At 64.9% G+C, this 23628-nt stretch carries 22 protein-coding genes; 13 read left to right on the top strand and 9 right to left on the bottom strand.

Translation table 11 applies throughout. From position 1 onward, the window contains the following. Positions 1-21 precede the first annotated feature (21 nt). The 3 genes from I6F12_RS14425 (at position 22) to I6F12_RS14435 (ending at position 3458) form a co-directional block, all read left to right on the top strand. Entirely contained in the window at positions 22-1422 is a 1401-nt protein-coding gene (locus I6F12_RS14425) for an aspartate ammonia-lyase (RefSeq protein WP_035997546.1), read from the top strand. Positions 1423-1693: 271 nt separating this feature from the next. Next, positions 1694-2662: a nitronate monooxygenase family protein gene (locus I6F12_RS14430; protein WP_036021244.1), complete on the top strand. Its 969-nt coding sequence runs from the start codon at positions 1694-1696 to the stop codon at positions 2660-2662. A 22-nt stretch (positions 2663-2684) separates the two neighbouring features. Next, positions 2685-3458, top strand: a complete 774-nt coding sequence (locus I6F12_RS14435) for a thioesterase family protein (RefSeq protein WP_035997551.1) — start codon at positions 2685-2687, stop codon at positions 3456-3458. A 374-nt stretch (positions 3459-3832) separates the two neighbouring features. Here I6F12_RS14435 and I6F12_RS14440 read toward each other — a convergent pair whose 3' ends face one another. Next, a complete protein-coding gene (locus I6F12_RS14440) occupies positions 3833-5395 on the bottom strand; it encodes an AMP-binding protein (RefSeq protein ID WP_225156686.1) in 1563 nt (520 codons plus the stop codon). A 108-nt stretch (positions 5396-5503) separates the two neighbouring features. Between I6F12_RS14440 and I6F12_RS14445 the strand changes: the two genes are divergently transcribed. The 4 genes from I6F12_RS14445 (at position 5504) to I6F12_RS14460 (ending at position 8469) form a co-directional block, all read left to right on the top strand. Then, complete coding sequence (locus I6F12_RS14445) at positions 5504-6469, top strand: nitronate monooxygenase (RefSeq protein ID WP_225156687.1); 966 nt, start codon at positions 5504-5506, stop codon at positions 6467-6469. 136 nt (positions 6470-6605) lie between these two features. Then, positions 6606-6854 carry a hypothetical protein gene (locus tag I6F12_RS14450; RefSeq protein ID WP_225156688.1) on the top strand — a complete coding sequence of 83 codons (249 nt, stop codon included), beginning with the start codon at positions 6606-6608 and terminating at the stop codon, positions 6852-6854. Between the two features lie 133 nt (positions 6855-6987). Beyond that, the gene (locus tag I6F12_RS14455) at positions 6988-7701 is read left to right on the top strand and encodes a hypothetical protein (RefSeq protein ID WP_192893067.1); all 714 of its coding nucleotides are present in this window, start codon (positions 6988-6990) and stop codon (positions 7699-7701) included. Positions 7702-7791: 90 nt separating this feature from the next. Next, a complete protein-coding gene (locus tag I6F12_RS14460; protein WP_225156689.1) occupies positions 7792-8469 on the top strand; it encodes a hypothetical protein in 678 nt (225 codons plus the stop codon). A gap of 43 nt (positions 8470-8512) precedes the next feature. On the opposite strand, the gene I6F12_RS14465 is transcribed toward I6F12_RS14460, so the two are convergent. Continuing rightward, positions 8513-10069 carry a winged helix-turn-helix domain-containing protein gene (locus I6F12_RS14465; RefSeq protein WP_225156690.1) on the bottom strand — a complete coding sequence of 519 codons (1557 nt, stop codon included), beginning with the start codon at positions 10067-10069 and terminating at the stop codon, positions 8513-8515. Positions 10070-10465: 396 nt separating this feature from the next. Between I6F12_RS14465 and pcaB the strand changes: the two genes are divergently transcribed. Then, positions 10466-11827, top strand: a complete 1362-nt coding sequence (pcaB, locus tag I6F12_RS14470) for a 3-carboxy-cis,cis-muconate cycloisomerase (protein WP_074447728.1) — start codon at positions 10466-10468, stop codon at positions 11825-11827. Positions 11828-11940: 113 nt separating this feature from the next. Next, positions 11941-13200, top strand: coding sequence for an aminopeptidase (locus I6F12_RS14475; protein WP_035997576.1), 1260 nt, complete (start codon positions 11941-11943; stop codon positions 13198-13200). Between the two features lie 89 nt (positions 13201-13289). Here the strand turns inward: I6F12_RS14475 and I6F12_RS14480 are convergent, their stop codons facing one another. Next, the gene (locus I6F12_RS14480; RefSeq protein ID WP_225156691.1) at positions 13290-13841 is read right to left on the bottom strand and encodes a hypothetical protein; all 552 of its coding nucleotides are present in this window, start codon (positions 13839-13841) and stop codon (positions 13290-13292) included. 237 nt (positions 13842-14078) lie between these two features. On the opposite strand from I6F12_RS14480, the gene I6F12_RS14485 reads away from it, so the two are divergent. Then, positions 14079-14534: a cupin domain-containing protein gene (locus I6F12_RS14485; RefSeq protein WP_036036523.1), complete on the top strand. Its 456-nt coding sequence runs from the start codon at positions 14079-14081 to the stop codon at positions 14532-14534. Between the two features lie 81 nt (positions 14535-14615). Here the strand turns inward: I6F12_RS14485 and I6F12_RS14490 are convergent, their stop codons facing one another. The 6 genes from I6F12_RS14490 to I6F12_RS14515 form a co-directional block, all read right to left on the bottom strand. Continuing rightward, on the bottom strand, positions 14616-15668 hold the full coding sequence (locus tag I6F12_RS14490) for an amidohydrolase family protein (protein WP_225156692.1): 1053 nt from the start codon (positions 15666-15668) through the stop codon (positions 14616-14618). 110 nt (positions 15669-15778) lie between these two features. Then, entirely contained in the window at positions 15779-16300 is a 522-nt protein-coding gene (locus I6F12_RS14495) for a hypothetical protein (protein ID WP_225156693.1), read from the bottom strand. Positions 16301-16371: 71 nt separating this feature from the next. Further along, entirely contained in the window at positions 16372-17316 is a 945-nt protein-coding gene (locus I6F12_RS14500; RefSeq protein WP_225156694.1) for an EamA family transporter, read from the bottom strand. Positions 17317-17384: 68 nt separating this feature from the next. Then, positions 17385-18197 (bottom strand): MBL fold metallo-hydrolase, encoded by an 813-nt coding sequence (locus tag I6F12_RS14505; protein ID WP_225111608.1) that lies wholly within the window; start codon positions 18195-18197, stop codon positions 17385-17387. 91 nt (positions 18198-18288) lie between these two features. Further along, positions 18289-19818 (bottom strand): permease, encoded by a 1530-nt coding sequence (locus I6F12_RS14510; protein ID WP_225146327.1) that lies wholly within the window; start codon positions 19816-19818, stop codon positions 18289-18291. Further along, positions 19815-20564, bottom strand: coding sequence for an ABC transporter ATP-binding protein (locus tag I6F12_RS14515; protein ID WP_225156695.1), 750 nt, complete (start codon positions 20562-20564; stop codon positions 19815-19817). Before I6F12_RS14515 ends, I6F12_RS14510 begins: the two co-directional genes overlap by 4 nt. 274 nt (positions 20565-20838) lie before the next feature. Here I6F12_RS14515 and I6F12_RS14520 point away from each other — a divergent pair, with 274 nt between their 5' ends. From I6F12_RS14520 to I6F12_RS14530, 3 genes are read left to right on the top strand one after another with little or no spacing between them, the layout of a single operon-like run. Beyond that, positions 20839-21714, top strand: coding sequence for a branched-chain amino acid ABC transporter permease (locus I6F12_RS14520; protein WP_036021277.1), 876 nt, complete (start codon positions 20839-20841; stop codon positions 21712-21714). A 5-nt stretch (positions 21715-21719) separates the two neighbouring features. Further along, on the top strand, positions 21720-22871 hold the full coding sequence (locus I6F12_RS14525) for a branched-chain amino acid ABC transporter permease (protein ID WP_225152904.1): 1152 nt from the start codon (positions 21720-21722) through the stop codon (positions 22869-22871). Next, positions 22868-23626 carry an ABC transporter ATP-binding protein gene (locus I6F12_RS14530; RefSeq protein ID WP_035997604.1) on the top strand — a complete coding sequence of 253 codons (759 nt, stop codon included), beginning with the start codon at positions 22868-22870 and terminating at the stop codon, positions 23624-23626. Before I6F12_RS14525 ends, I6F12_RS14530 begins: the two co-directional genes overlap by 4 nt. Positions 23627-23628: the final 2 nt, after the last annotated feature.

Here is a 23628-nt window from a genome sequence, read left to right on the forward strand (position 1 = left end):
CGCGAGAACCAAGGAGCGCCCATGAGCCGCACGGAGCAGGACTTCCTCGGACAGCGTGAGATCGCCGACGACATCTATTACGGCGTCCAGACCATCCGGGGTAAGGAGAACTTCCACATCACCGGCATTCCGATGAACCAGGAGCCTTACTTCGTGAAGGCGCTCGGTTACGTCAAGAAGGCCGCCGCGATGGCCAATCGCGACCTCGGCGCGATCGACGCCAAGGTCGCGGACGCCATCATCCTCGGCTGCGACCGCGTCATCGCGGGCGACATGATGGATCAGTTCGTCACCGATTTCATCCAGGGCGGTGCCGGCACGTCGACCAACATGAACGCCAACGAGGTGATCGCGAACCTCGCGCTGGAATCGCTCGGCTTTGCCAAGGGTGACTACCAGCACGTCAGTCCGAACGATCACGTCAATTACGGCCAGTCCACCAACGACACCTATCCGACCGCCTTTCGGCTGGCCCTGATCCTGCGGCTCGAGAGCTACATGACGGCGTTGCGTCAGCTCCAGGAAGCCTTCTTCGCCAAGGGACGCGAGTTCGAGCGGGTGCTGAAGATGGGCCGCACGCATCTGCAGGACGCGGTGCCGATGTCGCTCGGCGCGGAATTCCGGGGCTGGGGCACCACGATCGGCGAGGAGGTCGACCGCATCTCGGAAGCGCGCGCGCTGCTGCGCGAGATCAATCTCGGCGCCACCGCGATCGGCACCTCCGTCACGGCGGCGGTCGGTTATCCCAAGCTCGCCGTCCGGCACCTCAGCGCGCTCACAGGCGTCGATTTCATCCTCGCCGGCGATCTCGTCGAGGCGACCTCGGACACCGGCGCCTATGTGCAGCTCTCCGGCGTTCTCAAGCGCACGGCCAGCAAGCTGACGAAAATCTGCAACGACATCCGTCTGCTCGCTTCCGGTCCGCGCGCGGGCTTGAACGAGATCAACCTGCCGCAGCTTCAGCCGGGCTCCTCGATCATGCCCGGCAAAGTCAATCCGGTCATTCCCGAAGTCGTCAACCAGACCAGCTTCCTCGTCATCGGCCTCGATACCACGGTGACGCTGGCGGCAAGCGCCGGCCAGCTCCAGCTCAACGTGATGGAGCCGGTGATCTCGTTCGCGCTGTTCTTCTCGATCCGCACCATGGAGCGCGCGGTCAACAGCCTGCGCGAGAATTGCGTCGTCGGCATCACCGCCAACGAGGAGCACACCCGCAACATGGTGCTGAACTCGCTCGGCATCGTCACGGTGCTGAAGCCGCTGCTCGGCTACAAGCAATGCGCCGAGATCGCGCGCGAAGGCTACAAGACCGGCAAGTCGCTGCACCAGATCGTCGTGACCGAACGCAAGCTGCTGACGCAGGAGAAGTGGGACGAGATGTTCTCGTTCGAGCGGCTGATCAACCCGGATTTGATCGGGTAGGCGGTCGCTGTCATTCCGGGCGCGCGAAGCGCGAGCCCGGAATCCATTTCGCCACGCGTGCTGACGCCCGATGGATTCTCTGATGCGCAATCGCGCATCATAGCTCGACGCTCCGTCTCGCCCCGGAATGACGGGTGAAGGAATTCCGCTGCTTGGAATTGCGGCAATGGCCTCCGCTGCGGCGCCAAAACGCAATACTTGACAGTGGAAAGATTGCCTTGTTGGTATGGCTCCCAACTTCAATTTGACCGGCTGAGAGGATCGTACCGCAATGTCCATGCCTGCCTTGTTCAAGGGCCGCCTGTCGATCCCCGTGATCGGCTCGCCGCTCTTCATCATCTCGGTGCCCGATCTCGTGATCGCGCAGTGCAAGGCGGGTGTGGTCGGCTCGTTTCCGGCGCTGAATGCGCGGCCGCCGGAGCTGCTGGACGAATGGCTGGCGCGGATCACCGAAGAGCTCGCGGCCTATGACCGCGCCCATCCCGACAGGCCGTCGGCGCCGTTCGCGGTCAACCAGATCGTGCACAAGTCGAACAACCGGCTCGACCACGACATGCAGCTCTGCGCCAAGTATAAGGTGCCGATGATCATCTCCTCGCTCGGCGCCCGCGAGGAGCTGAACCAGGCCGTGCACGGCTGGGGCGGCATCGTCTTCCACGACGTGATCAACCAGAAATTCGCGCACAAGGCGATCGAGAAGGGCGCCGACGGCCTGATCCTGGTCGCGGCCGGCGCCGGCGGCCATGCCGGCACCATCTCGCCGCTGGCCTTCGTGGCCGAGACACGAAAATGGTTCGACGGTCCGATCGCGCTGTCGGGTGCGATCGGCAACGGCAAGGCGATCCGCGCCGCGCGCATCCTGGGGGCCGACTTCGCCTATATCGGTTCGGCCTTCATCGCGACCAAGGAGGCCAATGCGGTCGAGAAGTACAAGGAGATGATCGCGGGCTCGAGCGCCGACGACATCGTCTATTCCAATCTCTTCACCGGCGTGCACGGCAATTATCTGAAGCCCTCGATCCTGGCGGCGGGCATGGACCCCGAAAATCTGCCGACGTCCGATCCCTCCAAGATGAACTTCGGCACCGACGCCTCCGGCGAGCGCGCCAAGCCGAAGGCCTGGAAGGAGATCTGGGGAAGCGGCCAGGGCATCGGCAGCATCGACAAGGTCGTGCCGGCGGCCGAGCTGATCGCGCGCTTCAAGAAGGAATACGACGAAGCGATCGATCCGCCGTTGTGATCGCACCCAGATCGAGTGCTGCATGCCCCCCATTTACCGCGTCGACGGCAACGACGTCGTCACCAGCCCCGATGCAGCCGGCCCCTGGGACCGGCGCATGCAGCACGGCTCGGCACCGGCATCGCTGGTGACATGGGCGGCTGAGCGCATCCCTGCGGCGGTGCCGATGGATGTCGCGCGCGTGACCATCGATCTGATGCGCCCGGTACCGGTGGCGCCGCTCACGATCGCCACCGAAATCTTGCGCGAGGGCCGCAAGATCCAGCTCTGCGGGATCAAGCTGCTCGCCGACGGCGTGCAGGTGGTCGGCGCCACCGTGCTCAAGATCAGGCGCCAGGCGCTAACGCTGCCCGACGAGGTCGAGGAACTTCCGGTCACGTTGCCGTCGCCGGAGGATTCATTGGTCGAGGACGGTCACGCCGCCACCAGCCCGTTCGTGCGATCGGTCTCGATGCGCGCCGCGCGCGGCCGCTTCGGCCAGGCCGGCGCCGGCGCGATCTGGTTTCGTGTCGACCATCCGCTGATCGAAGGCGAGGCCGTCTCGCAGGCGATGCGCGCCGTGGTCGCCGCCGACTTCTCCAACGGCACCGCCTCGACGCTCGATTTCCGCGCCTGGACCTACATCAACGCCGACCTCACCGTGAGCTTTGCGCGCCAGCCGGTCGGCGAGTGGATTTTGCTCGACGGCGATTCCTGGATCGGCCCCGACGGCGCGGGCCTTGCGATGTCACGCCTCGCCGACCGCCAGGGCTATTTCGGCCGCGCGGTGCAGAGCCTCGTGATCGAGAAGCGGTGAGAGGCGCTATGTGCGATCAGCCGGGCGATGACACCGATCGTGTGAGAGCTATCTCGCGCATCGCGGGATTGAACGGCAGACTTCCGCCGCCGCGGAAGGGATGCAAGGTCGTGTTCGACCAGGGCATCCTGCCAGTTCACACACCGTAGAAGATCTTGATCCCCCACAGCACCACGATGATGGCCGTGATCAACGTGATCGCGGCGACTGCACTTTCCAGGGAAGCGACTCTCATTTCACTCTCCGCTTCCCAGCCCCGTCAGCGGTCTAGTTGATTCCCTGATTCGCCGGCAATTGCGCGGGCATCGCCGTCGCAGACTCCGTTGCGGGCTGTGGTGCCGAAGCAACAACGACACCGTAGAATTCCGGAGTATTTACCCCACCATCCGGTCTCGCCCGCTCCAAAAGCCCGCGCGCAGCACCTTCTTGTCGACCTTGCCGACGCCGGTCATCGGCAATTGCTTGACGAACTGGATCTGCTTGGGCGCATGCGCCGAGCCCTTTCGCGTCTTGACCAGGTTGATCAGCTCGTCCGGATTGGGGTTCGTCCCTTCGCGCGGGACGACGATGGCGGTGACGGCTTCGCCCCATTTCTCGTCGGGAATGCCGACGACCGCGACCATCGCCACGTCCGCGTGCTGCGACAGGACGTCCTCGACCTCGCGGGGGAAGATGTTGAAGCCGCCTGTGACGATCATGTCCTTCTTGCGGTCGAGGATGAACATGTAGCCGCGCTCGTCCTGACGTGCGATGTCGCCGGTGTGGACCCAGCCGTTCTTCAGCGTCTCGGCGGTGATATCGGGCCGCTTCCAGTACGCCGCCATCACATGCGGCGCGCGCACGCAGATCTCGCCGGCCTCGCCCGTCTTCACCTCCTGGTCGTTGTCGTCGAGGATCTTGACCTCGCAGGCCGCGATCGGGAAGCCGCAGGACAGGAACAGCTCCGGCCGCTGGGGATCGTGGTCGGCCTTGCGCAGCACCGAGACGGGATAGCATTCGGTCTGCCCGTAGAGCTGCGAGAACACAGGGCCGATGCGTTCGATGCCCTCCAGCAGTCGGCTCGGCGACATCGCGGAGGCGCCATAGAGCACGAGCTCGAGCGAGGAGAGGTCGGTCTTGCCGAGCGCGGGCTGATCGAGCAGCACATAGATCATGGTCGGAACGAACAGCGTGAAGTTGATGCGCTCGCGTGCGATCGTTGACAGCACGGCTTCGGGATCGAAGCCTTTCAGCATGTGCACGGTGCCGCCGCGCATCAGGGTCGGCAGCACCTTCGTGCCCGCGACATGGCTGATCGGCGCGACCGTGAGGTAGCGCGCAGCCTCGGGGATCTCGAAGTCGGCCAGGATCGCGCCGGCGGCGCCGGCATTTTCGCGGTGATAGCGCAGCGCGCCCTTGGATTTTCCGGTGGTGCCGCCGGTGTAGTTCAGTGTGGCGAGATCGTCGGAGCTGGCGAGGCACTGTGCGCTGGCGTGCCCCGCACTCTCGACCGCCGCCAGCAGATCGACGCCGTAGCCGGCCGGTCCCATGTTGAAGACCGCCTTGAGCCGGCCGGCCTTCGCGGCGAGCTCGCCGCCGCGGTCGCGGAAGGCGGCCGCATCCACCACCAGCATCTCGGCTTCGGAATCCTCGAGCTGAAACAGCTGGTCCTCCAGCGAGCCCAGAGGGTGGAGCCAGGTGATGCAGAGGCGGGCCAATTGGGCGGCGACGCCGGCGCACCAGCTGTCGGCGCGGTTCGCGGTGAGGAAGGCTACGCGGGCGCCGGGCTCCAAGCCGAGCCGCATGAACACGCCCTGGATCCGTCCGATCAGGTCGATGGCACCCCGATAGCTCAGCGATCCCTCGGGCCAGGCGAAAGCAATGCGGTCGGGATAGCGCGACAGCGCCCGTAGCGTCTGCGCACAAGCCGGGGATGATGCGTGGAGCGGATCAGGCATATGTTTCCTCGTTGCTTTGTCACCGGCTTATGGCGTGCCAATGTTGCTGACGACGCTAGCACAGAGACTGCGGGAGGAAACCACAAAGCCCGCGCGAGGGAGGCATGCATGCCATCAGATCGACTGCAACGCTTCCGCGATCGTCTTGCTCTGCCGCTGATCGCGGCGCCGATGTTTCTGGTATCGGGCGTCGAGCTCATGATCGCAGCCTGCCGCAACGGGGTGATCGGCAGCTTTCCCACCGCGAATTGCCGTGGCGCGGAACAGCTCGATGAATGGCTGACCGAAATCAAGCTGCGGCTGCGGCAGCATGAAGATCAAACCGGGCGAAAGGCAGCGCCACTTTGCCCGAACTTGATCGTCCACCGCTCCAATGCGCGGCTGGAGCAGGATCTCGCCGTGCTGCTGCGGCACAAGCCGGAGATCGTCATTACGTCGGTCGGCTCGCCGGCGCCAGTCTTGAAGCCGCTGCACGACGCCGGCGCGCTGGTGCTGGCGGACGTGGCCTCGATCCGCCATGCCGAACGCGCCGCGGAAGCGGGGGCGGACGGGCTGGTCCTGCTCACTGCCGGTGCTGGCGGCCAGACCGGCTGGCTCAACCCGTTCGCCTTCGTCCGTGCGGTGCGCGCATTCTACGACGGCATCATCGTGCTCGCGGGCGGAATTAGCGACGGTCGCGCGCTGCGTGCCGCCGAAGTGCTCGGCTGCGATCTCGCCTATATGGGCACGAAGTTCATCGCGACGCGTGAGAGCATGGCGGACGAGCGTCACAAGCAGATGCTGGTCGAGAGCAGCGCCGACGACATCTTGCTCACCACCGCGTTCACGGGCTTGCAGACCAGCATGCTGAGGCCATCGATCGCGGCCGCCGGGCTCGATCCCGACAATCTGCCGGCGCGCGGCGCGATCAATATCACTGAGGATATCGACGTCGCCGCCCGCGACAGCCGCCCCAAGCGCTGGCGCGATATCTGGAGCGGCGGGCATTCGACCTCGGGTGTCACCGATGTGCTCGCGGTCGAGGATCTCGTTGCGCAGACCATCGCCGAATATCGGGAAGCGGGTGGGCGGTAGCGTCGTCGCCTCTCCCACAGGGGATCGGGCAGGGTTAATCCCGCATGCCTCCGGCCCATCCCACTTAACGGCGGATTAACCATCGCCAGCCAAGAATCCCTCTTGTGGCCGCCAATCAGGACGAGAGGGACAGGCGATGGACTTCAATTATCTCAACGGCAAAACGGCTGCGACCCTGGACGAGATCCGCGTCCGCGTCGCCCATGCGCTGGCCCGCCACCCGCTGTGTCGCAACGTCCGGTTTGACATCGTCAGCGTCCCCCAGACCCGCCGCGGCGGCAATTGGACGGTGACGCTGCAATCGGTCGAGCCGCGCGCGGTCTGGGAAGCCTCGGAGATCGTCGCCGACATCCAGGATGCCTATGACCTTGCGGCAGCAGCCTGATTTCGTTGGGGGTTTCCGGGCGATGTCGCCTTAGTCCGCGCGATTGCCGCCGCAATAGCACGGTTCAGCCTTAATTATCGCCCAGTTTCCGGGCAGTGATCACGTGGACTTGAAGTCGGACGCGGAGAGACGTTTGTCCAAAGCCATCACCATCGTCGCGCTGACCTGTTTCCTCGTCCTCGGCGCCGCCACCACCGCCATCCTCGGCCGCGACAGCGTTCCCAGCGTCAGCGCCGCGATGATCGCCGAGACGCCCCCAGCCAAGCCGCTCGCAACCAACCGCGCCGCCAAGGCCGACCGTCTGGTTCCGACGCTCGCGCTGGCCTCGGCCGCGATTGAGCCGGTCCAGGTTGCCGCCGACAAGCTGGCGCAGGCACCGGTCCTGACCGAGCCGCTGCGTCAGGCCTTCGCCGCCGCCACCCCCTCCGATTTTCCGATGCCGAAGCCGAGCGCGCACGAGGCGCCCGCCGCGACCGAGGTTCCGGCCGTCGAAGTTCCGGCCAAGCCGAAAGTCGTCGCCAAGCCGCAGCCGCAAAAATCCTACTCGCTGCTGTCCGACGTGCAGATCGCAGGCATCAGGGATCGCCTGAAACTCTCCTCGTCTCAGGAATATTACTGGCCCTCGGTCGAGACCGCGCTGCGCAACGTCGCGCGCAAGATCCAGGCGAACAGGCTGTCGAATCCGAATGCACCGCCCAGCGCACAGATCGATCCGAATTGCGACGAGGTGCAGCAGCTGAAGTCGGCCGCGATGCCGCTGTTGTTCCAGCTTCGCGACGACCAGAAGGAAGAAGTGCGCAAGCTCGCTCGCCTCATCGGGCTTGAGAAGGTCGCGCAGCAGATCTGACGCACGCGGTTCCTCGTCGAGGAGCCGCGGCTTATCAGGAACATCTGGCAATCCCCACGCGTTGCCCGCTCCGAAAGAGGGAGTGGACAAATGCGCGCCACGACAGCCTATTTTGTCGGTGCCGGAACCATCGTCGCGGCCATCGCCATTGGTCTCGGTGGCGGCATCGTCGCCGGCAACATCATGAATCCGGTTGCGTCAAAACAGGGGCCGGACACCAGCAAGATGGCGCAGCGCGCGGCAAGTCCCACGCCGGTCAGCACCAACGCTCCCTCCGAGCGCGTGAACTATCTCACCGGCTCGCAAGCCTTCGGTGCGATGATCGCCGCGCCCGCACAGGCCGAAGCAAAGTCTGAACCCGCAAAACCCGACACGCCAACCACGCAGGCGAATGTCGCACCGGCGCCGCAACCCTCGCAAGCCGCTGCAGTCGAGCCGCCGAAGCCCGCCGCTGCGCCACAGGCCGCAAGGCCTGCCGAGCAGCAGGCCTCGACCGAGCCGTCGTCCTTACCGAATAACGCCTATGCCAAGGCAAGGGATTCCGATGTGAAGCGCGCCGCGTCCGAACGGCGCCGAGCCGAGCGTCGCGAGCGCTGGGCCGAGCGCCGCTATTATTACGAGTCCCGCGAGCCGCGCGGCCTGCGCGACCGCACCGATTGGGATGACGTCGCGCGCAACATCCGCGAGGATTCCGATGCGCGCGATTACGCGGGGCGGTCGCGCAGCGGCTTCCCGCAGATCAGGCTGTTCGGGCCTGACGACGATTAGCACCTGACACGGGGATCAAGCGGAGCGGTCGCGCCAGCGACCGTCACGTCATTCCGGCGCGCCGCAATCCCTCGAGATAGTGCGTACGATCCTCTTCCCGCAGCATCGGCAGCTCGCGCGTGATCCAGGCCAGCGAGACCTCGGGCTGGGTGCGGCGCAGGCCTTCCAGGGCGGATGCCGCGAGGGCGGGATCGCCGAGCATGCCGGCGGCGGCCGTCAGCACGCGGTGGGCGCCGACGAAATCCCCGCGCTGGCGCATCGATTCCCGAGCCATCTGCACGGCGCCCGCGTAGTCGCGGCCGACGAACCGGGCATAGGCCGCAACCCCGCAATAGATCGCCGCGAGCGGGTCGCGCGGGCTCAGCCGCAGCGCGCGGCGGGCGGCGGCATCGCCGTCCTGCCAACGTCCGGCATAGCACAGCGTCACGCCGTGGAAGGCATGCGCCATCGCGAAATTCGGATTGAGCCGCAAGGCCAGCTCGAATTCAGCCAGCGCGTCGTCGAAGCGGCGGCGGAACAGGTAGGTGTAAGCAAGGCCGTGATGGGCCCAGGCATCCTCGCGGTCGGCCTCCACCGCCGCGAGCGCCGCACGCTCGGCGACCGGCACGGTGGCAGCCATGTCGGCCCAGCCCATATGCGCGCCGAAGATATAGCTGGTCGCGAGCAGGCCGAGCGCCTTGCCATAGGCGGGATCGACCGCCACCGCTTCTTCCAGCAGCTTCTGCGCGGCGGCATTGTCCTCGCGGGTGATGCGCCAATAATGCGACAGCGCGCGCATCACGAGGTCCCATGCATCCAGGCTGCCCGGCGGCTTCTGCTGGGCCCGGAAGCTTTCGGCAGCATAGAGCTGCGGCTCGATGGCGGCGACGATCGCTTCCGTGATCTCGTCCTGCACGGCGAAGATGTCGGCGAGCTCCCGGTCGTAGCGTTCGGCCCAGAGATGGCTGCCGGTCGAGACGTCGTTGAGCTGGGCCGAGATGCGCACCCGTTCGCCGCTCCGCCGCACGCTGCCCTCGACCACGTAGCGCACCCCGAGCTCCCGCGCGACCTCGTGGATGTGCACGGCGCGGCCCTTGTAGACGAAGGAGGAGTTGCGCGCGATGACGAAGAACCAGCGCAGCTTCGACAGCGCCGTGATGATGTCCTCGCTGATACCGTCGGAGAAATAATCCTGCTGGACCTCGCCGCTCATATTGGTGAAGGGCAGCACAGCGATCGCGGGCCGCTCCGGCAGCGCGAAGGTGGCCTGGGACGGGGCGATCCGGACCGGCTCCGGCGCGACCGCGCCGATTTGTGTCTGGACGTCGCCGACGAAGCGAAAACCCTTGCGGGTGATGGTACGGATCAGCGACTGGCTCGCGCCATCGTCGCCGATCGCCTTGCGCGCCGCGTTGATCCGGCTGGTCAGGGTGGATTCGGAGACGCTGCGCCCGTGCCAGATCTTGTCGATCAGCTCGTCCTTGCTGACGACCCGGTCGCGGTTCTGCATGAGGTGGACGACGAGGTCGAAAACCTGCGGCTCCACGGCAATGGGAACCTGCTCGCGGCTCAGCTCGCGCCGGTCGGTATCGAGAAGGTGGTCCCGGAACAGAAACTGCACGTCGAAAACTCGGGCCTCATTGCGAAATCGGGCAAACAAACAAAATGAAATTTGGGTCGAAAGATCGTGTGTCTGCCGAAGGGGGCGTTTGGTTCATCGCAATCGCGTGATGGCAGCCATGTGGTTTTCCGGGGGAATACATCCGCGACTAGAATGTTGCGGTCGGGGCCGCCGAGATCCCCCACCGCAATCATCCCGTCATGTTGAGGTGCGGGACGCAGGCTGTGAAGCAGCCTCCGAGGCCTCCGCTTCGCTCCGGCACCCAAGATAACGGGCAATGGGCGCGCGCTTGCCGGGCAGGACGAATGTGTGGCGAAACTGCGAATGTCCATTGCCGAGCTGCGCAGCCTGCGTAAGCTGTCGCCCACACAAAACACCAATCATAAAGAATCGCCCATGCCTGCTTTCCCTGCCGCCAGCACTGTGATCGACTCCCTGCTGTTTCGCGACGCCTTCGGTACGCCTGAGATGCGCGAGGTGTTCTCGGACGTCGCGACGGTCGCACGCTATGCCGAGGTCGAGGTGGCGCTGGCGAAGGCGGAGGCGAAGTGCGGTGTGATCCCACACGAGGCGGCCGCAGCGATCGCGGCGCGGACCGACATCGGCGCGCTCGACTTCGATCTGCTCAGGCAGGAGACCGATGTCGTCGGCTACCCGATCCTGCCTTTGGTGCATCAAATGGTGAAGCAATGCGGCGAGGCGGGCCGCTACGTGCATTGGGGCGCCACCACGCAGGACATTATGGACACCGCCGTGGTGCTGCAACTGCGCGCCGCGCTCGAGATCGTCGAACGTGACATCGCCGAGCTGCGCAAGATCCTCGCCGATCTGTCGAAGCGCCATCGCGACACGGCGATGGCGGGCCGCACCCATCTGCAACAGGCGCTGCCGGTGACCTTCGGCTACAAGAGCGCGATCTGGCTCGCGATGTTCGACCGCCACGCCGAGCGGCTGGCGCAGCTGAAGCCGCGCGTGCTGGTCGGTCAGTTCGCCGGCGCGGCCGGTACGCTGGCTTCGCTCGGCGACAGGGGGTTCGAGGTGCAGGAGGCGCTCTGCAACGAGCTGAAGCTCGGCGTTCCCGCCTCGACCTGGCACGTCGCGCGCGACGGCTTCGCCGAAGCCGTGAACTTCCTTGCTCTCGTCACCGGCTCTCTCGGCAAGATCGCGCTCGACATCATGATCATGGCCTCGACCGAGTTCGCCGAGGTCTACGAGCCCTTCGTCAAGGGGCGCGGCGCCTCCTCGACCATGCCGCAGAAGCGCAACCCGATCTCCTCGGAGCTGATGCTTGCGGCCTCCAAGGCGGTGCGCCAGCACGCCGGCCTGATGCTCGACGCCATGGTGCAGGATTTCGAGCGTGCCACCGGCCCCTGGCACGCGGAATGGATGGCGATTCCCGAAAGCTTCGTGCTGGCCGCCGGCGCGCTGCACCAGGCGAAGTTCGCGCTTGCGGGCCTCATCGTGGACGAGGCGAAGATGAACGACAATCTTGCCATCAGCCGCGGCCTGATTGTGGCCGAAGCGGTCATGATGGGCCTCGCCCCGCAGATCGGCCGGCAGGAGGCGCACGACGTCGTCTATGACGCCTGCCGTCAGGCCAACGAGAAGGGAATGACCCTTGCTGACGCGCTATCCGCAGATTCACGGATATCGAGCCACATCGATCGTGCCACAATCGAGGCGCTCACTTCACCGAAAAATTACCTCGGCCTTGCGCCCGCCATGGTCGACCGGGTGCTGGCATCGGCAACGCGTTGAAAACCAAAATGCGTGAAACTGCGTATCTTTCCAAGGGCGCAAGACGCTCGCATACTTGTGCCCCGCGATGCTAGACTTAAATTGTGTGAGCGACTTTCGGCAGAGGGCCCGGCATGACTGATCAACGCAATCCTTCCACTCCCATCGATCCGGCGAAGCTCGACCGACTGGCCGAGGTGGCGGTGAAAGTGGGCCTGGGCTTGCGGCCGGGACAGGATCTGCTTCTGACGGCGCCCGCGATCGCGCTGCCGCTGGTGCGGCGGATCGCCGTGCATGCCTACAAGGCCGGCGCCGGCCTCGTGACGCCGATCCTGTCGGACGAGGAGATGACGCTGGCGCGCTACCGCCACGGCCACGACAACAGTTTCGATCGTGCCGCCGGCTGGCTCTACGAGGGCATGGCCAAGGCGTTCTCCGACAACACTGCACGGCTTGCCATCGTCGGCGACAACCCGATGTTGCTGTCCGGCGAGGATCCTTCCAAGGTGGCGCGCGCCAGCAAGGCCAATTCGATGGCCTATCAGCCTGCGCTGGAGAAGATCGTCAATTTCGACACCAACTGGAATATCATCGCCTATCCGAGCGCGTCCTGGGCGAAGCTGGTGTTCCCGAACGATCCCGAGGACGTTGCGGTCGGCAAGCTCGCAGACGCGATTTTCGCCGCGTCCCGTGTCGATCGCGAGGACGCGATTAGCAATTGGGCGAGCCACAATGCGGTGCTGCGCGAGCGCACCAACTGGCTCAACGGCCAGCGTTTCCGCGCGCTTCAGTACTCGGGTCCCGGCACCGATCTCACCATCGGCCTTGCCGACGGCCACGAATGGGAAGGCGGCGCCTCGCTGTCCAAGAACGGCATCAGCTGCAACGCCAATATCCCGACCGAAGAGGTCTTCACCACGCCGCATTGCCGCCGCGTCTACGGCCACGTCGTGAGCTCGAAGCCGCTGTCCTATCAGGGCACGCTGATCGACAACATCGCGGTGCGGTTCGAGGACGGCAAGATCGTCGACGCCAAGGCCTCGCGCGGCGCCGAGGTGCTGAACAAGGTGCTCGATACCGACGAGGGCGCGCGGCGCCTCGGCGAGGTGGCCTTGGTGCCGCATTCCTCGCCGATCTCGCAGAGCGGGCTGTTGTTCTACAACACGCTGTTCGACGAGAACGCGGCCTCGCACATCGCGCTCGGCCAGTGCTATTCGAAATGCTTCGTCAACGGTGCCCAGCTCACGCCGCAGCAGATCGCGGCGCAAGGCGGCAACCAGAGCCTGATCCATATTGATTGGATGATCGGCTCGGCCGAGACCGACATCGACGGCATCTTGGCCGACGGCAGCAAGGTGCCCGTCTTCCGCAAGGGCGAATGGGCGAAGTCGTAATCTAGATTTTGGTCCAAATAGGCAGCCCAGGACGTGGTCAACCTCTCCCCGCTGGGGAGAGGTGAACGTCCTCGCGTCAGTCTTCCCCCTCACGCCGCCGCGTTGCGCAGGGTCGGGCTGTTGTCGATGCTGAAGCGGTTGAACAGCGTCGTGAACGGGCTGCCGTGGGTGGCCCGCACGATCGCGTCGGACGCCGCCACCGCCTCGTAGAGCGCGCCAACCGGATCGTCCGCGTCCGCCAGCGCGAGCGCGCCGCGGATCTGTTCGCGGGCCTCGCTGACGTCATCCTCGTCTTGGAGCCTTGCCTCCAGCGCATCCGCCGCGCGGCGCATCTCTGCAAGGTCGCCGCCCCCGGAGAATTTGAGGATGTCGCGCCAGTAGGGACGGGCAACGACAAGCTGGATCAATGCATCGAAACTTTCCGCGATGATGCCCGCGCGGCCCTCTGACGAGACATAGAGCACATTCTGCGACGGCAGCAGCACGAACGCGCTGCCGGAGCCGTCACTGCCGATGTGCCGCGGGCTTTCGACGCCGTCGATGGTGAACCAGGGCTCCTCGTCCGGTTCGAAGGAGACGTCGAGACTGCGGAGCCTGACGACCTCGCTGTTGGCTGTCAGAATCTCCGGCGTGAGGGGCATCGGTGCGGCTCCTTCCCAAGACTTCGCGCACTTTGTCGCACCCCGGACAAGCTAGGTTCATATGTGCGAATTCGCAGAGGAAATCGTGACGTTAACCGTATCGCACCCGCAACTCGGGGCTGATTGTCGAGTGCCATGTAAGAAAGAATTAAAAACAGCCTACTAGCGTCCCAACTTCTTTCGAAGCAATCCGGGCCGAGACCCGGCCATTCATATTTATATCTTCTGGGGAAGCAGATGTCGCGCACATTGATTGAAATCGGTAGTTGCAATGTGGATCTCGAGCTGCGGCCGATCGAGCCGTCCTGGATCATCGAGGGCAATCCGGTATCCCGCTCCCGCGTCTTGTCGACCAGCGCCGACGGCACCGCGCAGACGATCATCTGGCACTGCACCGAAGGCCGCTTCAACTGGTACTACGACATCGACGAGACGATCATGATCATGGAAGGGTCGATCGTGCTCGAGAGCGACGGCATGCCGCCCAAGCGCTACGGCCCCGGCGACGTCATTTTCTTCCGCGACGGCGCGCATGCCAAATGGCATGTCGAAGGCCACGTCAAGAAGATCGCCTTCTGCCGCAAGACCAATCCGGTGATGATCGGTTTCCTGATCCGCGTCGTCAACAAGCTGAAGAAGATGTTCGCCTCCACCGGCGAGCGCCGTCCGGCCTCGCTGATGGGCGCCGGCTAAGCGGACACCAGGGTTTCAAGGACGCTTCCCAGCGGCCACGACGAAGAGGGGTCGGGATCAAGGTCCCGGCCCCTCTTTTCATCATGACGGCAGCTCGAGCCGGTAGACGTCGATCGCGGTCTGCGAGAACAACGCCGTCTTGTCGGCCTCGCTCAGCTTTGAGGTAATACGCTTGAAGGCGTTGAAGATCACCTGGTAGCTGCACTGGCCCTTGTCCGGTGGGAAATTGCTTTCGAACATCGCGCGGTTCGGGCCGAACGCTTCGATGCAGCTTTCGACATAGGGCCGCCAGGCCGCGGCAAGCTCCTCGGATGTCGGCGGCCTCTCGCGCAAATGGAAGTCGTAGCCAAGCAGGCACATCGCGAGACCACCGAGCTTCACCACCACATTTTCGCATGTCGCGATCTCCCGGATCGAGGCGCGCCATTGCGCAAACACCTCCTCGCGCCGACCCGCGAAGCGGCCGGTTCCGACGGGGCCGCCGCAATGGTCGAGCACAATCCTGGTGTCGGGGAAGGCGCGCGCCAGCGCCGTGAGCTCGCCGATCTGCGGATGGAACAGCCAGGCATCGAAGCTGAGCTTGAGGGGGGCGAGGCAGGCAAAGCCTTTGCGGAAGGTCGGGTCCTGCAACAATCCCTTCGGCCTGTTCGCATACATGCCGGCGACGACAGGATCTTCATCCCAGGCCGAGGAATGCCTGATGCCGCGAAAGCGGCCGTTGCCTGCGGCGATCTCGGCTTCCAGCACGCCCTTTGCAGCGTCGCCGAGCAGCAGATTGGCATGGCTGACAATGCCGGCGCAGATCGCGGCCTTGCCGTAGCCACCGCTCGCACTCATGGCGGCGACGCCGTTGGCAAACTCGACCTCGCCAACGGGCCGGAACGCCTCGGGTCCATGCGCGCGGTACATCGAACGGCAATCGACATAGACGGTGGCGACGACGTTGTGACCGGAGGCGATGTCGGCGGCCATCTCCTCGATCAGATAGCGGTGCCCGCGATTCCACAGATGGTGATGGGGATCGACGATCGGCCGCAAGGGATCGATGGTCTCCTCCCGATGCAGCGCGAGCCAGTCCTCACGCGGATCGACGAACAGCCCGCTCGTGTTGGCGGGCACACCGCTTGCTGCCATCGGTCTTCGCTCCCTGATGTTTTGTGTCGGGAGCCTAGCACCTCATTTCCGCATGCAGCAGCGCGCCTTGCGCAACCGCACCCATCATCACGAGCAATGCGGTATGCTCGTCAGCCCGTCCGCCGTCTTGCTCTTACTTCGACCATCAGCCGCCAGTCCACTGCCGTGGCCGGCTTGACCTCCCCACGCCAACGGAAGGAGTCCCCGGTAATCTCAGTAAAGCTCCAGCGCGTCAGCTCGCCGGATTCGGTCGTGCCTTCCTGCACGATGTCCTCGCCGCGGGGACGGCCGATCTGCTGCCGGAACACGCGGCGGCCCGGATCGAACCAGGAAATCCGCCACGCATCCATGGCCGGATCGTAGACGCGCAGCGTGGTGCCGTACCAATTGCCGGCGATCGGAAAGGCTGCGCTGCCCGCTGGCCGGGGAATGATCCAGACGTCCTGCACCGCACGGCCTTCCAGCACCCAGCCGAAATGGATTTCGCCCGGCGCGGTGTGGCTTCTGCCGTCCGGTCCAAAGGCGGCGATCTCAGCGTCCCAGTCGCCGACGAAACGGCCGTAGAGCTGAAGCGCGGCCGCGTGCTCGGGATGCGGTGCGCTGGCGTGAAGAAGTCTCGCAAAGTCGTTCATGTTGCTCTCCTGCTGCGGAGGATTCAGCACGGATGAGCCGCGGGCGACTTGGAGAAAATTGCCGTCGGTCGTCAGGTCTTGCGCAGCGACAGATGTCTCATGGGACGATCGGCCTCCGCCTGCGTCGACCGATTGCTCGAGCTCTCAGCACGCCAGATGGCGACAACGGCGACAATGACGAGACTCGCGCCCACGAGCATCATGCGAGAGAACGGCTCTCCGAGCACGAGGGTGCCGAGCAGCACCGCGATGACCGGATTGACGAATGTGTAGGTCGAGACCAGGGAGGTCGAGACATTCTCGAGCAGCCAATTGTAGGCGGCGAAGCCGATCACGCTGCCGGAGACGATCAGCCAAAGTGCTGCTGCAACGGACGTCGTCGAGACCTCGCTCGGTCTAAAGCTCTCCAGTTCGCCCGTGAGCCAGCTGATCGCGAACAACACGGCGCCCCCAATCGATAGCTGCATGCCAGACAGCGCGATCGCGGATGCTTGATGCGACATGCTGCGCGACAGCACGGTGCCGATCGACCACGACAGCGCCGCCGCGAGCAGCCAGACGATCGGAAGCATGCTGATGCCGGCCTGCTGGGCGTTTTGCCATGCCACGAGCCCGACGCCCACGAAGCCGGGGATGAGCGCGAGCAGCGCGATCGGCCGCGGGTGCTGATCGCCCGGAAGAAGCGTGTCCGCCAGAAGGATCCAGAACGGAATCGTGGCGAGCACGATGGCGGCCACGCCGGACGGAACCGATTGTTGTGCGAAGGCGAGAACGCCGTGGCAGCCGACGAAGAAAAGCAGCCCGCAAAGGCCTGCCTGCAACCATGTTCGGCCCTGGGTATTCGCGACATGCCTGCCGCTGAAGGCGAGCAAGATCATGCCGCCGCATAACGATCGAACTGCCATCAGCAGAAACGGCGGTATCGATTGCAAGCCAAGCGTGATGGCGAAATAGGTGGAACCCCACAGGAGATAGATGGCCGCAAACGAGCCGATGACCAGGAACCGTCTGCTCATGATTGCTCCGACTGAGGTGGGTCTTGGAGCAACCAAGTCGTTGACGGGTGATGCGTTCTGGTTCTGAGTCAGACCCCGTCGAGGATGATCACCGTCGGCTTCGTCGGCAGCGTATCCCGTGACATCCGGAACGAGCGCTCGGCGCGCCGGTCGATCTCGAACTGCTGGCCGATCCGGCGCATGAAGTCGTCGAGCGGGGTGGCGAAGCGGTGCATCGGCAGCACCACCGAGGCGCGCAGCCGCTTGGTGATCTCGGAGATGCCGTCGAGCGTCATGGTATAGGTGCCGTCGATCGGCACCATCACGATGTCGAGCCGTCCGATCTGGGCGAAATGGCTGTCGTCGAGCTTGTGATGGAGGTGGCCGAGATGGCCGATGCAGAGGCCGGCTGCCTCGAAGATGAAGATGGAATTGCCGTCGCGGATCATGTCGCTGCCGGCATCGTCGCCGTAATAGCGGCGGATGTCGGTGGTGACGTTGCGGATGAAGGTGTCGCTGATGCGCTGCGACACGATCGCCGGCTTGCCGTCCTCGCTCCAGCCATGCAGCACGTGGGGAATGCGCTTGTCCGGAAAGAGAGTGTAATGGGTGCTGTGCGCCCGGTTCATGGTGACGACATCGGGCAGTCGCCCGACCTGGTAGGCGCCGCTATAATCGGTGGCGATGCGCAAGCCGGCGGGCGTGTCGATGAAATAGGTGGAATGGCCGGCATAGGTGATCTCGACCTCGGGCGCAGCTGCAGCCTGCCTGAAGACGACCGGCATGATCCGCGGCGCCGCGTTGGCCATCGCCAGGCATTCGCTGCGCAGTGGTTGCTGGGCCAGGGCAGGGGTCAGGTATGCGCTGAACAGCGCGATAGCCGCCAAAACCAGTCGTCGCATGGATCCGTCCCCGATGACTTCACAGCGAAGTCTAGCGTGCAATGCGGAGCATCGCCAATGGGCTGCGATCAACAGCGCGTCAGTGTCGCACCTATTGCTCGCGCTTCGGGCTGAACTTCCAGGTGACCGCGACGAGGCCTGCGGTAATCAGGCCGCTGATGAGGCCGGCCAGGGGAAGGGCGAGCAGCAGTGCGGCGGTGGCGGCCCAGCCGATCGAGGAAAAGGCCTCGGCGAAGGTTGCAAGCCGCGAAGACGTCTGACGGCGCCGGAATTGGCTGCGCCTTGCCTGCACCCGGAACCAGAGCTGGATCGCGGTCGCCGAGGCCGCGCTGATGATGATCGCACCCGCGCTGATTGCGGCCTGGGATGGCGAGGCAAAGGCCAGCGCCGCGAGCAGCGGAGCGAAGATTGCGGCAATCGCGATCAGCACCACCTCGATCTTGGCACGGATGATGCCGGACGGCATCAAGGGCGCGGTCGCGACCAAGTCAGGCGCGTCCTCGCCCGAGATCGTCAGCCAGGCGAGCCCGCCGGCGAGCTGTCCGGCCGCCATCACGATGACGGGTGTGATCAGTGTCAGCGCCGCGGAGCTGTCGGCGAAATTACGCCAGAGCAGCAGCGCCGGCGGTACCAGATAGAGCAGCTGCATCAAGGTCTGCGAGATCAGCCATGGATCGCGCCACAGCAGCATGAATTCCTTGCGACGCAGCGCCTGCTGGCGCGATCCGCCGCGGAACGGGCGCTCCTTGGCACGGACGCGGCCGGACGTGGCGTAGGCCGCCGCATCGATCGCGGTGTCGGCAAAGCGGTGCGAGAAGATCGCCATCACGCCGCCGAGCATGACCAGAGCGAGCGCGAGAAGCAGCGCCAGCGCCTCGCTGTCGCCCATCGCTGCCCGCGCCGGCCACCACCAGATGCTGTCGACGTCGGGGGCGTAGGCGGCAACGCTGCCCGAGGTCAGGATAGTGAAGCGCGACAGCGTGCCGTAGGACATGATCGCGGCGACCTGAAGCGCGATCACGAAACCCGCACCGATGATGGCGGCGAGGATCTGTGCGATCAGGCGCGTCCGCGCCGGGCCGATCAACCGGAACAGGAGAATGGTGATGGCGATCGCGATCGCCGCCGCGGACAGGCCCATCGCAATGACGACGCCGAAGGCCGCCAGCCAGCGCGCGCCGCCGCCGATCACCAGAACGTCGATGAAGGGCGTCGAGAACAGCAGCGCCAGCACGGTGACGGTCAGCGCGATCGCGGCGATGCGGACCGAGAACAGATTGGCCAGCCGCGCCGGCGAGGACATGATCAGGTCGAGATCGGCGCGGGCGTAGAATACCCGCGTCACGGATTCGATCGCCTGCGACAGCATCAAGGTCCAGGCGAGAAAGATCGTCGCCGAAATCACGATCAGAGAGGATTTGTCGAGCGGCAACTGCAGGTCGGCGAAACGGCCGATCACCGCCCAGGCCGGCAGGTGGAGCAGCGCGGCGAAGCACATGAGGCCGATCATTGCCGCGCGCGCCCGTTTGCGCCGCCCGCCCGTCATCATGGCGAGCCATTCGCGCCAGGCGAGCCGCAGCTCGTGGCGGGCAAACCAGGACAGCGCGGTGGCCGAGCTCATGCCGCTTCCTGAAGCGTCACCAGCGCGATGAAGAGGTCTTCCAGGCTGGTGTCGGCATGGCCGTTCTGGTGGCGCAGCTCGGTGAGCGTGCCTTCCGCGACCAGGCGGCCGGAGGCGATCACGCCGATGCGGTCGGCCATGCGCTCGGCGACTTCGAGGATATGCGTGGTCATGATGACGGTGCAGCCGGCGCGGACACGCGCGCTGAGCAGGCCCTTCACATGGCGGGCGGAAACCGCATCGAGCCCCGTCAAGGGTTCATCGAGAATGATGAGGCGGGGATCGTGCACCAGCGCCCCTGCGAGAGCGACCTTCTGGCGCATGCCCTTGGAAAAGCCCTCGCAGCGCTCGTGGCGGTGCGCCTCGAGGCCGAGCGAATCGAGCAGTTCCTCGGCGGCCGGTTGCGAGATCGACGGCACGATGCCCCAGAGGCCGGCGACGAATTCGAGATATTCGAGCGGGGTGAGCTTGTCGTAGATCATGGGCTCGTCGGAGACCCAGGCCATCACCTGCTTGGCGGCGACGGGGTCTTGGAGCGCATCGATGCCGAAGATCGAGACGGCGCCGGCATCGGGCCTGAGCAGGCCCGCAACCATGCGTAAAGTGGTGGTCTTGCCGGCGCCATTGGGGCCGACCAGCGCGTAGAATTCGCCGGCGTGAATGGTGAGATCGAGGCCGTCGACCGCCAGACGTCCAAAACGCTTCGTTAACCCTCGGACTTCCAGGGCCGAGTTGTCCGGCTTCATGACGGCCACACCATCCGGTTTGCATCGCCCGCGACCATGACCCGAAGATGTTTCGGCACCGTGAATCGCACTGCCGCAAATTCCGCCAACCGGATTGGACTAAAGGCAAGGCATCCCGACAAGTCACCGTTTGTTGACAGCGCGCGGGCGTTCAGGCTGAATTGATTCCGGACAAATGGCGCTAACGCGGCGAAACGACTGCGTAGCGACTGGACACAAGATGCGGCAAGGCGGCCTCGAAGAACGCCGGTTGCATCGGGGAGGACGCGCGTCAATGCTGGATTTCGTTCAGCAGCTGGTCAGCGGTGTTGCGCTCGGCTGCGTCTACGGCCTGATCGCGCTCGGCTTCGTGCTCGTCTACAAGGCCACCGAAGTCGTCAATTTTGCCCAGGGCGATCTGATGATGCTGGGCGGTTTCTTCGCCTTCACCTTCATCGGCATGATGGGCCTGAACTACTGGATCGGCTTCGCCGGTGCGGTCGCCGCCATGGCGCTGTTCGGCATGCTGGCCGAGCGCGTGGTCGTGCGGCCGATCCTCGGCTATCCCCAGTTCTCCATCATCATGGTCACGATCGGTCTCGGCTATTTTCTGCGTTCGGTCGCCGGGATGATCTGGGGCACCGACGACCTGAAGATCGAGACGCCGTTCAGCCAGGGCGTGCTGCGCATGGGCTCGCTGGTGCTCGCCTACGACAAGCTCTCGGTGATCGCAGCGACGATGATCCTGTGCACCCTGCTGTGGCTGTTCTTCAACAAGACCACGCTCGGCACCGCCATGCGCGCCAGCTCCGAGAACATGCTGGCGGCCTATTACATGGGCATTCCGGTCAAGCGCGTGGTGGCGGTGGTCTGGGCGATCAGCGCGGCGGTCGCGACCTGCGCCGGCGTGCTGCTGGCGCCTATCACCTTCATCCACTCCAATGTCGGCCTCGTGCTCGGCCTGAAGGCGTTTCCCGCCGCCGTGCTCGGCGGTTTCGGCTCGATCCCGGGCGCGGTGGTCGGCGGCGTCCTGATCGGCGTGATCGAGAGCATGGCCGGCTTTTACCTGCCTGAGGGCTGGAAGGACGCCGCGCCTTACATCGTGCTGCTCACCGTGCTTCTGCTGAAGCCCGAGGGCCTGTTCGGCCTCCACGTCCGCAAGAAGGTCTGAACGCCATGCGCTTCCTGTTCAAGACCGACTACGAGGACGACATCAAGCTGTTCCCGCATTCGGGCTACGTCGTCACCTACGGCGTCCTGCTCGCGCTGCTGCTGATCGCGCCTCACGTGCTCTCCAGCTATCTGATGAGCCAGCTCGTCTTCGTCTGCATCTATGCGATCGTCGGCGTGGCGCTGCTGATTCTGACCGGCTTCACCGGCCAGGCCTCGCTTGGGCACGCGGCGTTCCTCGCCATCGGCGCCTACACGGCGGCGTACTTGCAGAAATACAACGTGCCGTTCCCCGTCTACTTCCTCGCCGCCGGGCTGTTGACCGGCATCATCGGCGCGATGGTCGGCTTTCCGGCGCTGCGCCTCACCGGCATCTATCTCGTCATCGCCACCATCTCGTTTGCCCTGATCGTGGAGGAGATCCTGGCGCGATGGGAAAGCGTTACCCACGGTAACGAGGGCATGCGGGTCAAGACGCTGTCGCTGCTCGGCGTCGCCGTGCCGCGCGACAGCCCGACCTTCTATTACCTCTGCCTTGCCGTGCTGGTGCTGACCATCGTCGGCACGCTCAATCTGCTGCGTTCGCCGACGGGCCGCGCCTTCGTCGCGATCCGCGATTCCGAGACGGCGGCGCGCAGCATGGGCGTCAATGTCGCGCTCTACAAGGTGAAGTCGTTCGCGATCTCGGCCGCGATCACCGGCTTTGCCGGCGTCCTGTTCGCGCACAAGCTCTCCTTCATCTCGCCGGAGATGTTCACGCTTCAGCTCTCGATCGAGTTCATCATCGTGATCCTGATCGGCGGCACCTTCAGCCTGCACGGCGCCGTGCTCGGCGCGATCTTCATCGTGATGATCGACCCGTTCCTCACCTATCTCAAGGACGACATGCCCGGCATCATCGCTGGCATTGCCGCGACATTCGGCGCCGGCACGGCGACTGCGGGCAATATCCAGGCGAAGGTCGCGGCCTTCGCCTCGCTCAACGGCCTGAAGGGCGCGATCTACGGCATCATCATCGTGCTGTTCGTGCTGTTCGAGCCGCTCGGGCTCTACGGCCGCTGGCTCAAGATCAAGCTCTTCTTCCAGCTGTTCCCTCTCTACAAGCGCGCCACCTTCAAGCGGCAGAAGATCTACGTGAAGTCGGAGCGCAATCGATGAGCTATTTCCGCGCCGAGAACCTGTCGCTGCATTTCGGCGGCCTCAAGGCGGTCGATGCGGTCTCGTTCGCGGTGGAGAAGGGCGAGATCCTCTCGATCATCGGGCCGAACGGAGCCGGCAAGAGCTCGATCTTCAACCTGATCTCGCGGATCTACCGGCCGACCTCGGGCCGTATCTTCTTCGAGGACCAGGACATCACCGAGCAGCCGCCCTACGACATCGCCAAGCTCGGCATCGCCCGTACCTTCCAGAACATTGAGCTGTTCGAGAACGCGACCGTGCTGTCGAACCTTCTGGTCGGCCGCCACCGCCATTCGACCACGCAGCTGTGGCAGGAGCTCTTGTTCCTGCCGAGCGTGCGGGCCAACGAAAAGGTTCACCGCCGCCGGGTCGAGCAGGTCATCGAATTCCTCGACCTCGAACCCTATCGCGACAAGCTGATCTCGGGCCTGCCTTACGGCGTGCGCAAGGTGATCGAGCTGGCGCGCGCGCTGTGCTCGGAGCCGAAGCTGATCCTGCTGGACGAGCCGTCCTCGGGTCTCAACGTGGAGGAGACCGGCGATATGTCGTTCTGGATTCGGGACATGAGAACCGAGCTCGGCATCACGGTGCTGATGGTCGAGCACGACATGTCGCTGGTCAACCGGGTCTCCGATCGCGTCATCGCACTGAACTACGGAAGGGTGCTGGCGATGGGCTCGCCCGCTGAAGTGCAGCAGCACCCCGACGTCGTTGCCGCGTATCTGGGAGCCTGATC

This window comes from Bradyrhizobium sp. IC4059 (genome assembly GCF_020193615.1).
GTDB classification, from domain to species: Bacteria; Pseudomonadota; Alphaproteobacteria; order Rhizobiales; family Xanthobacteraceae; genus Bradyrhizobium; species Bradyrhizobium yuanmingense.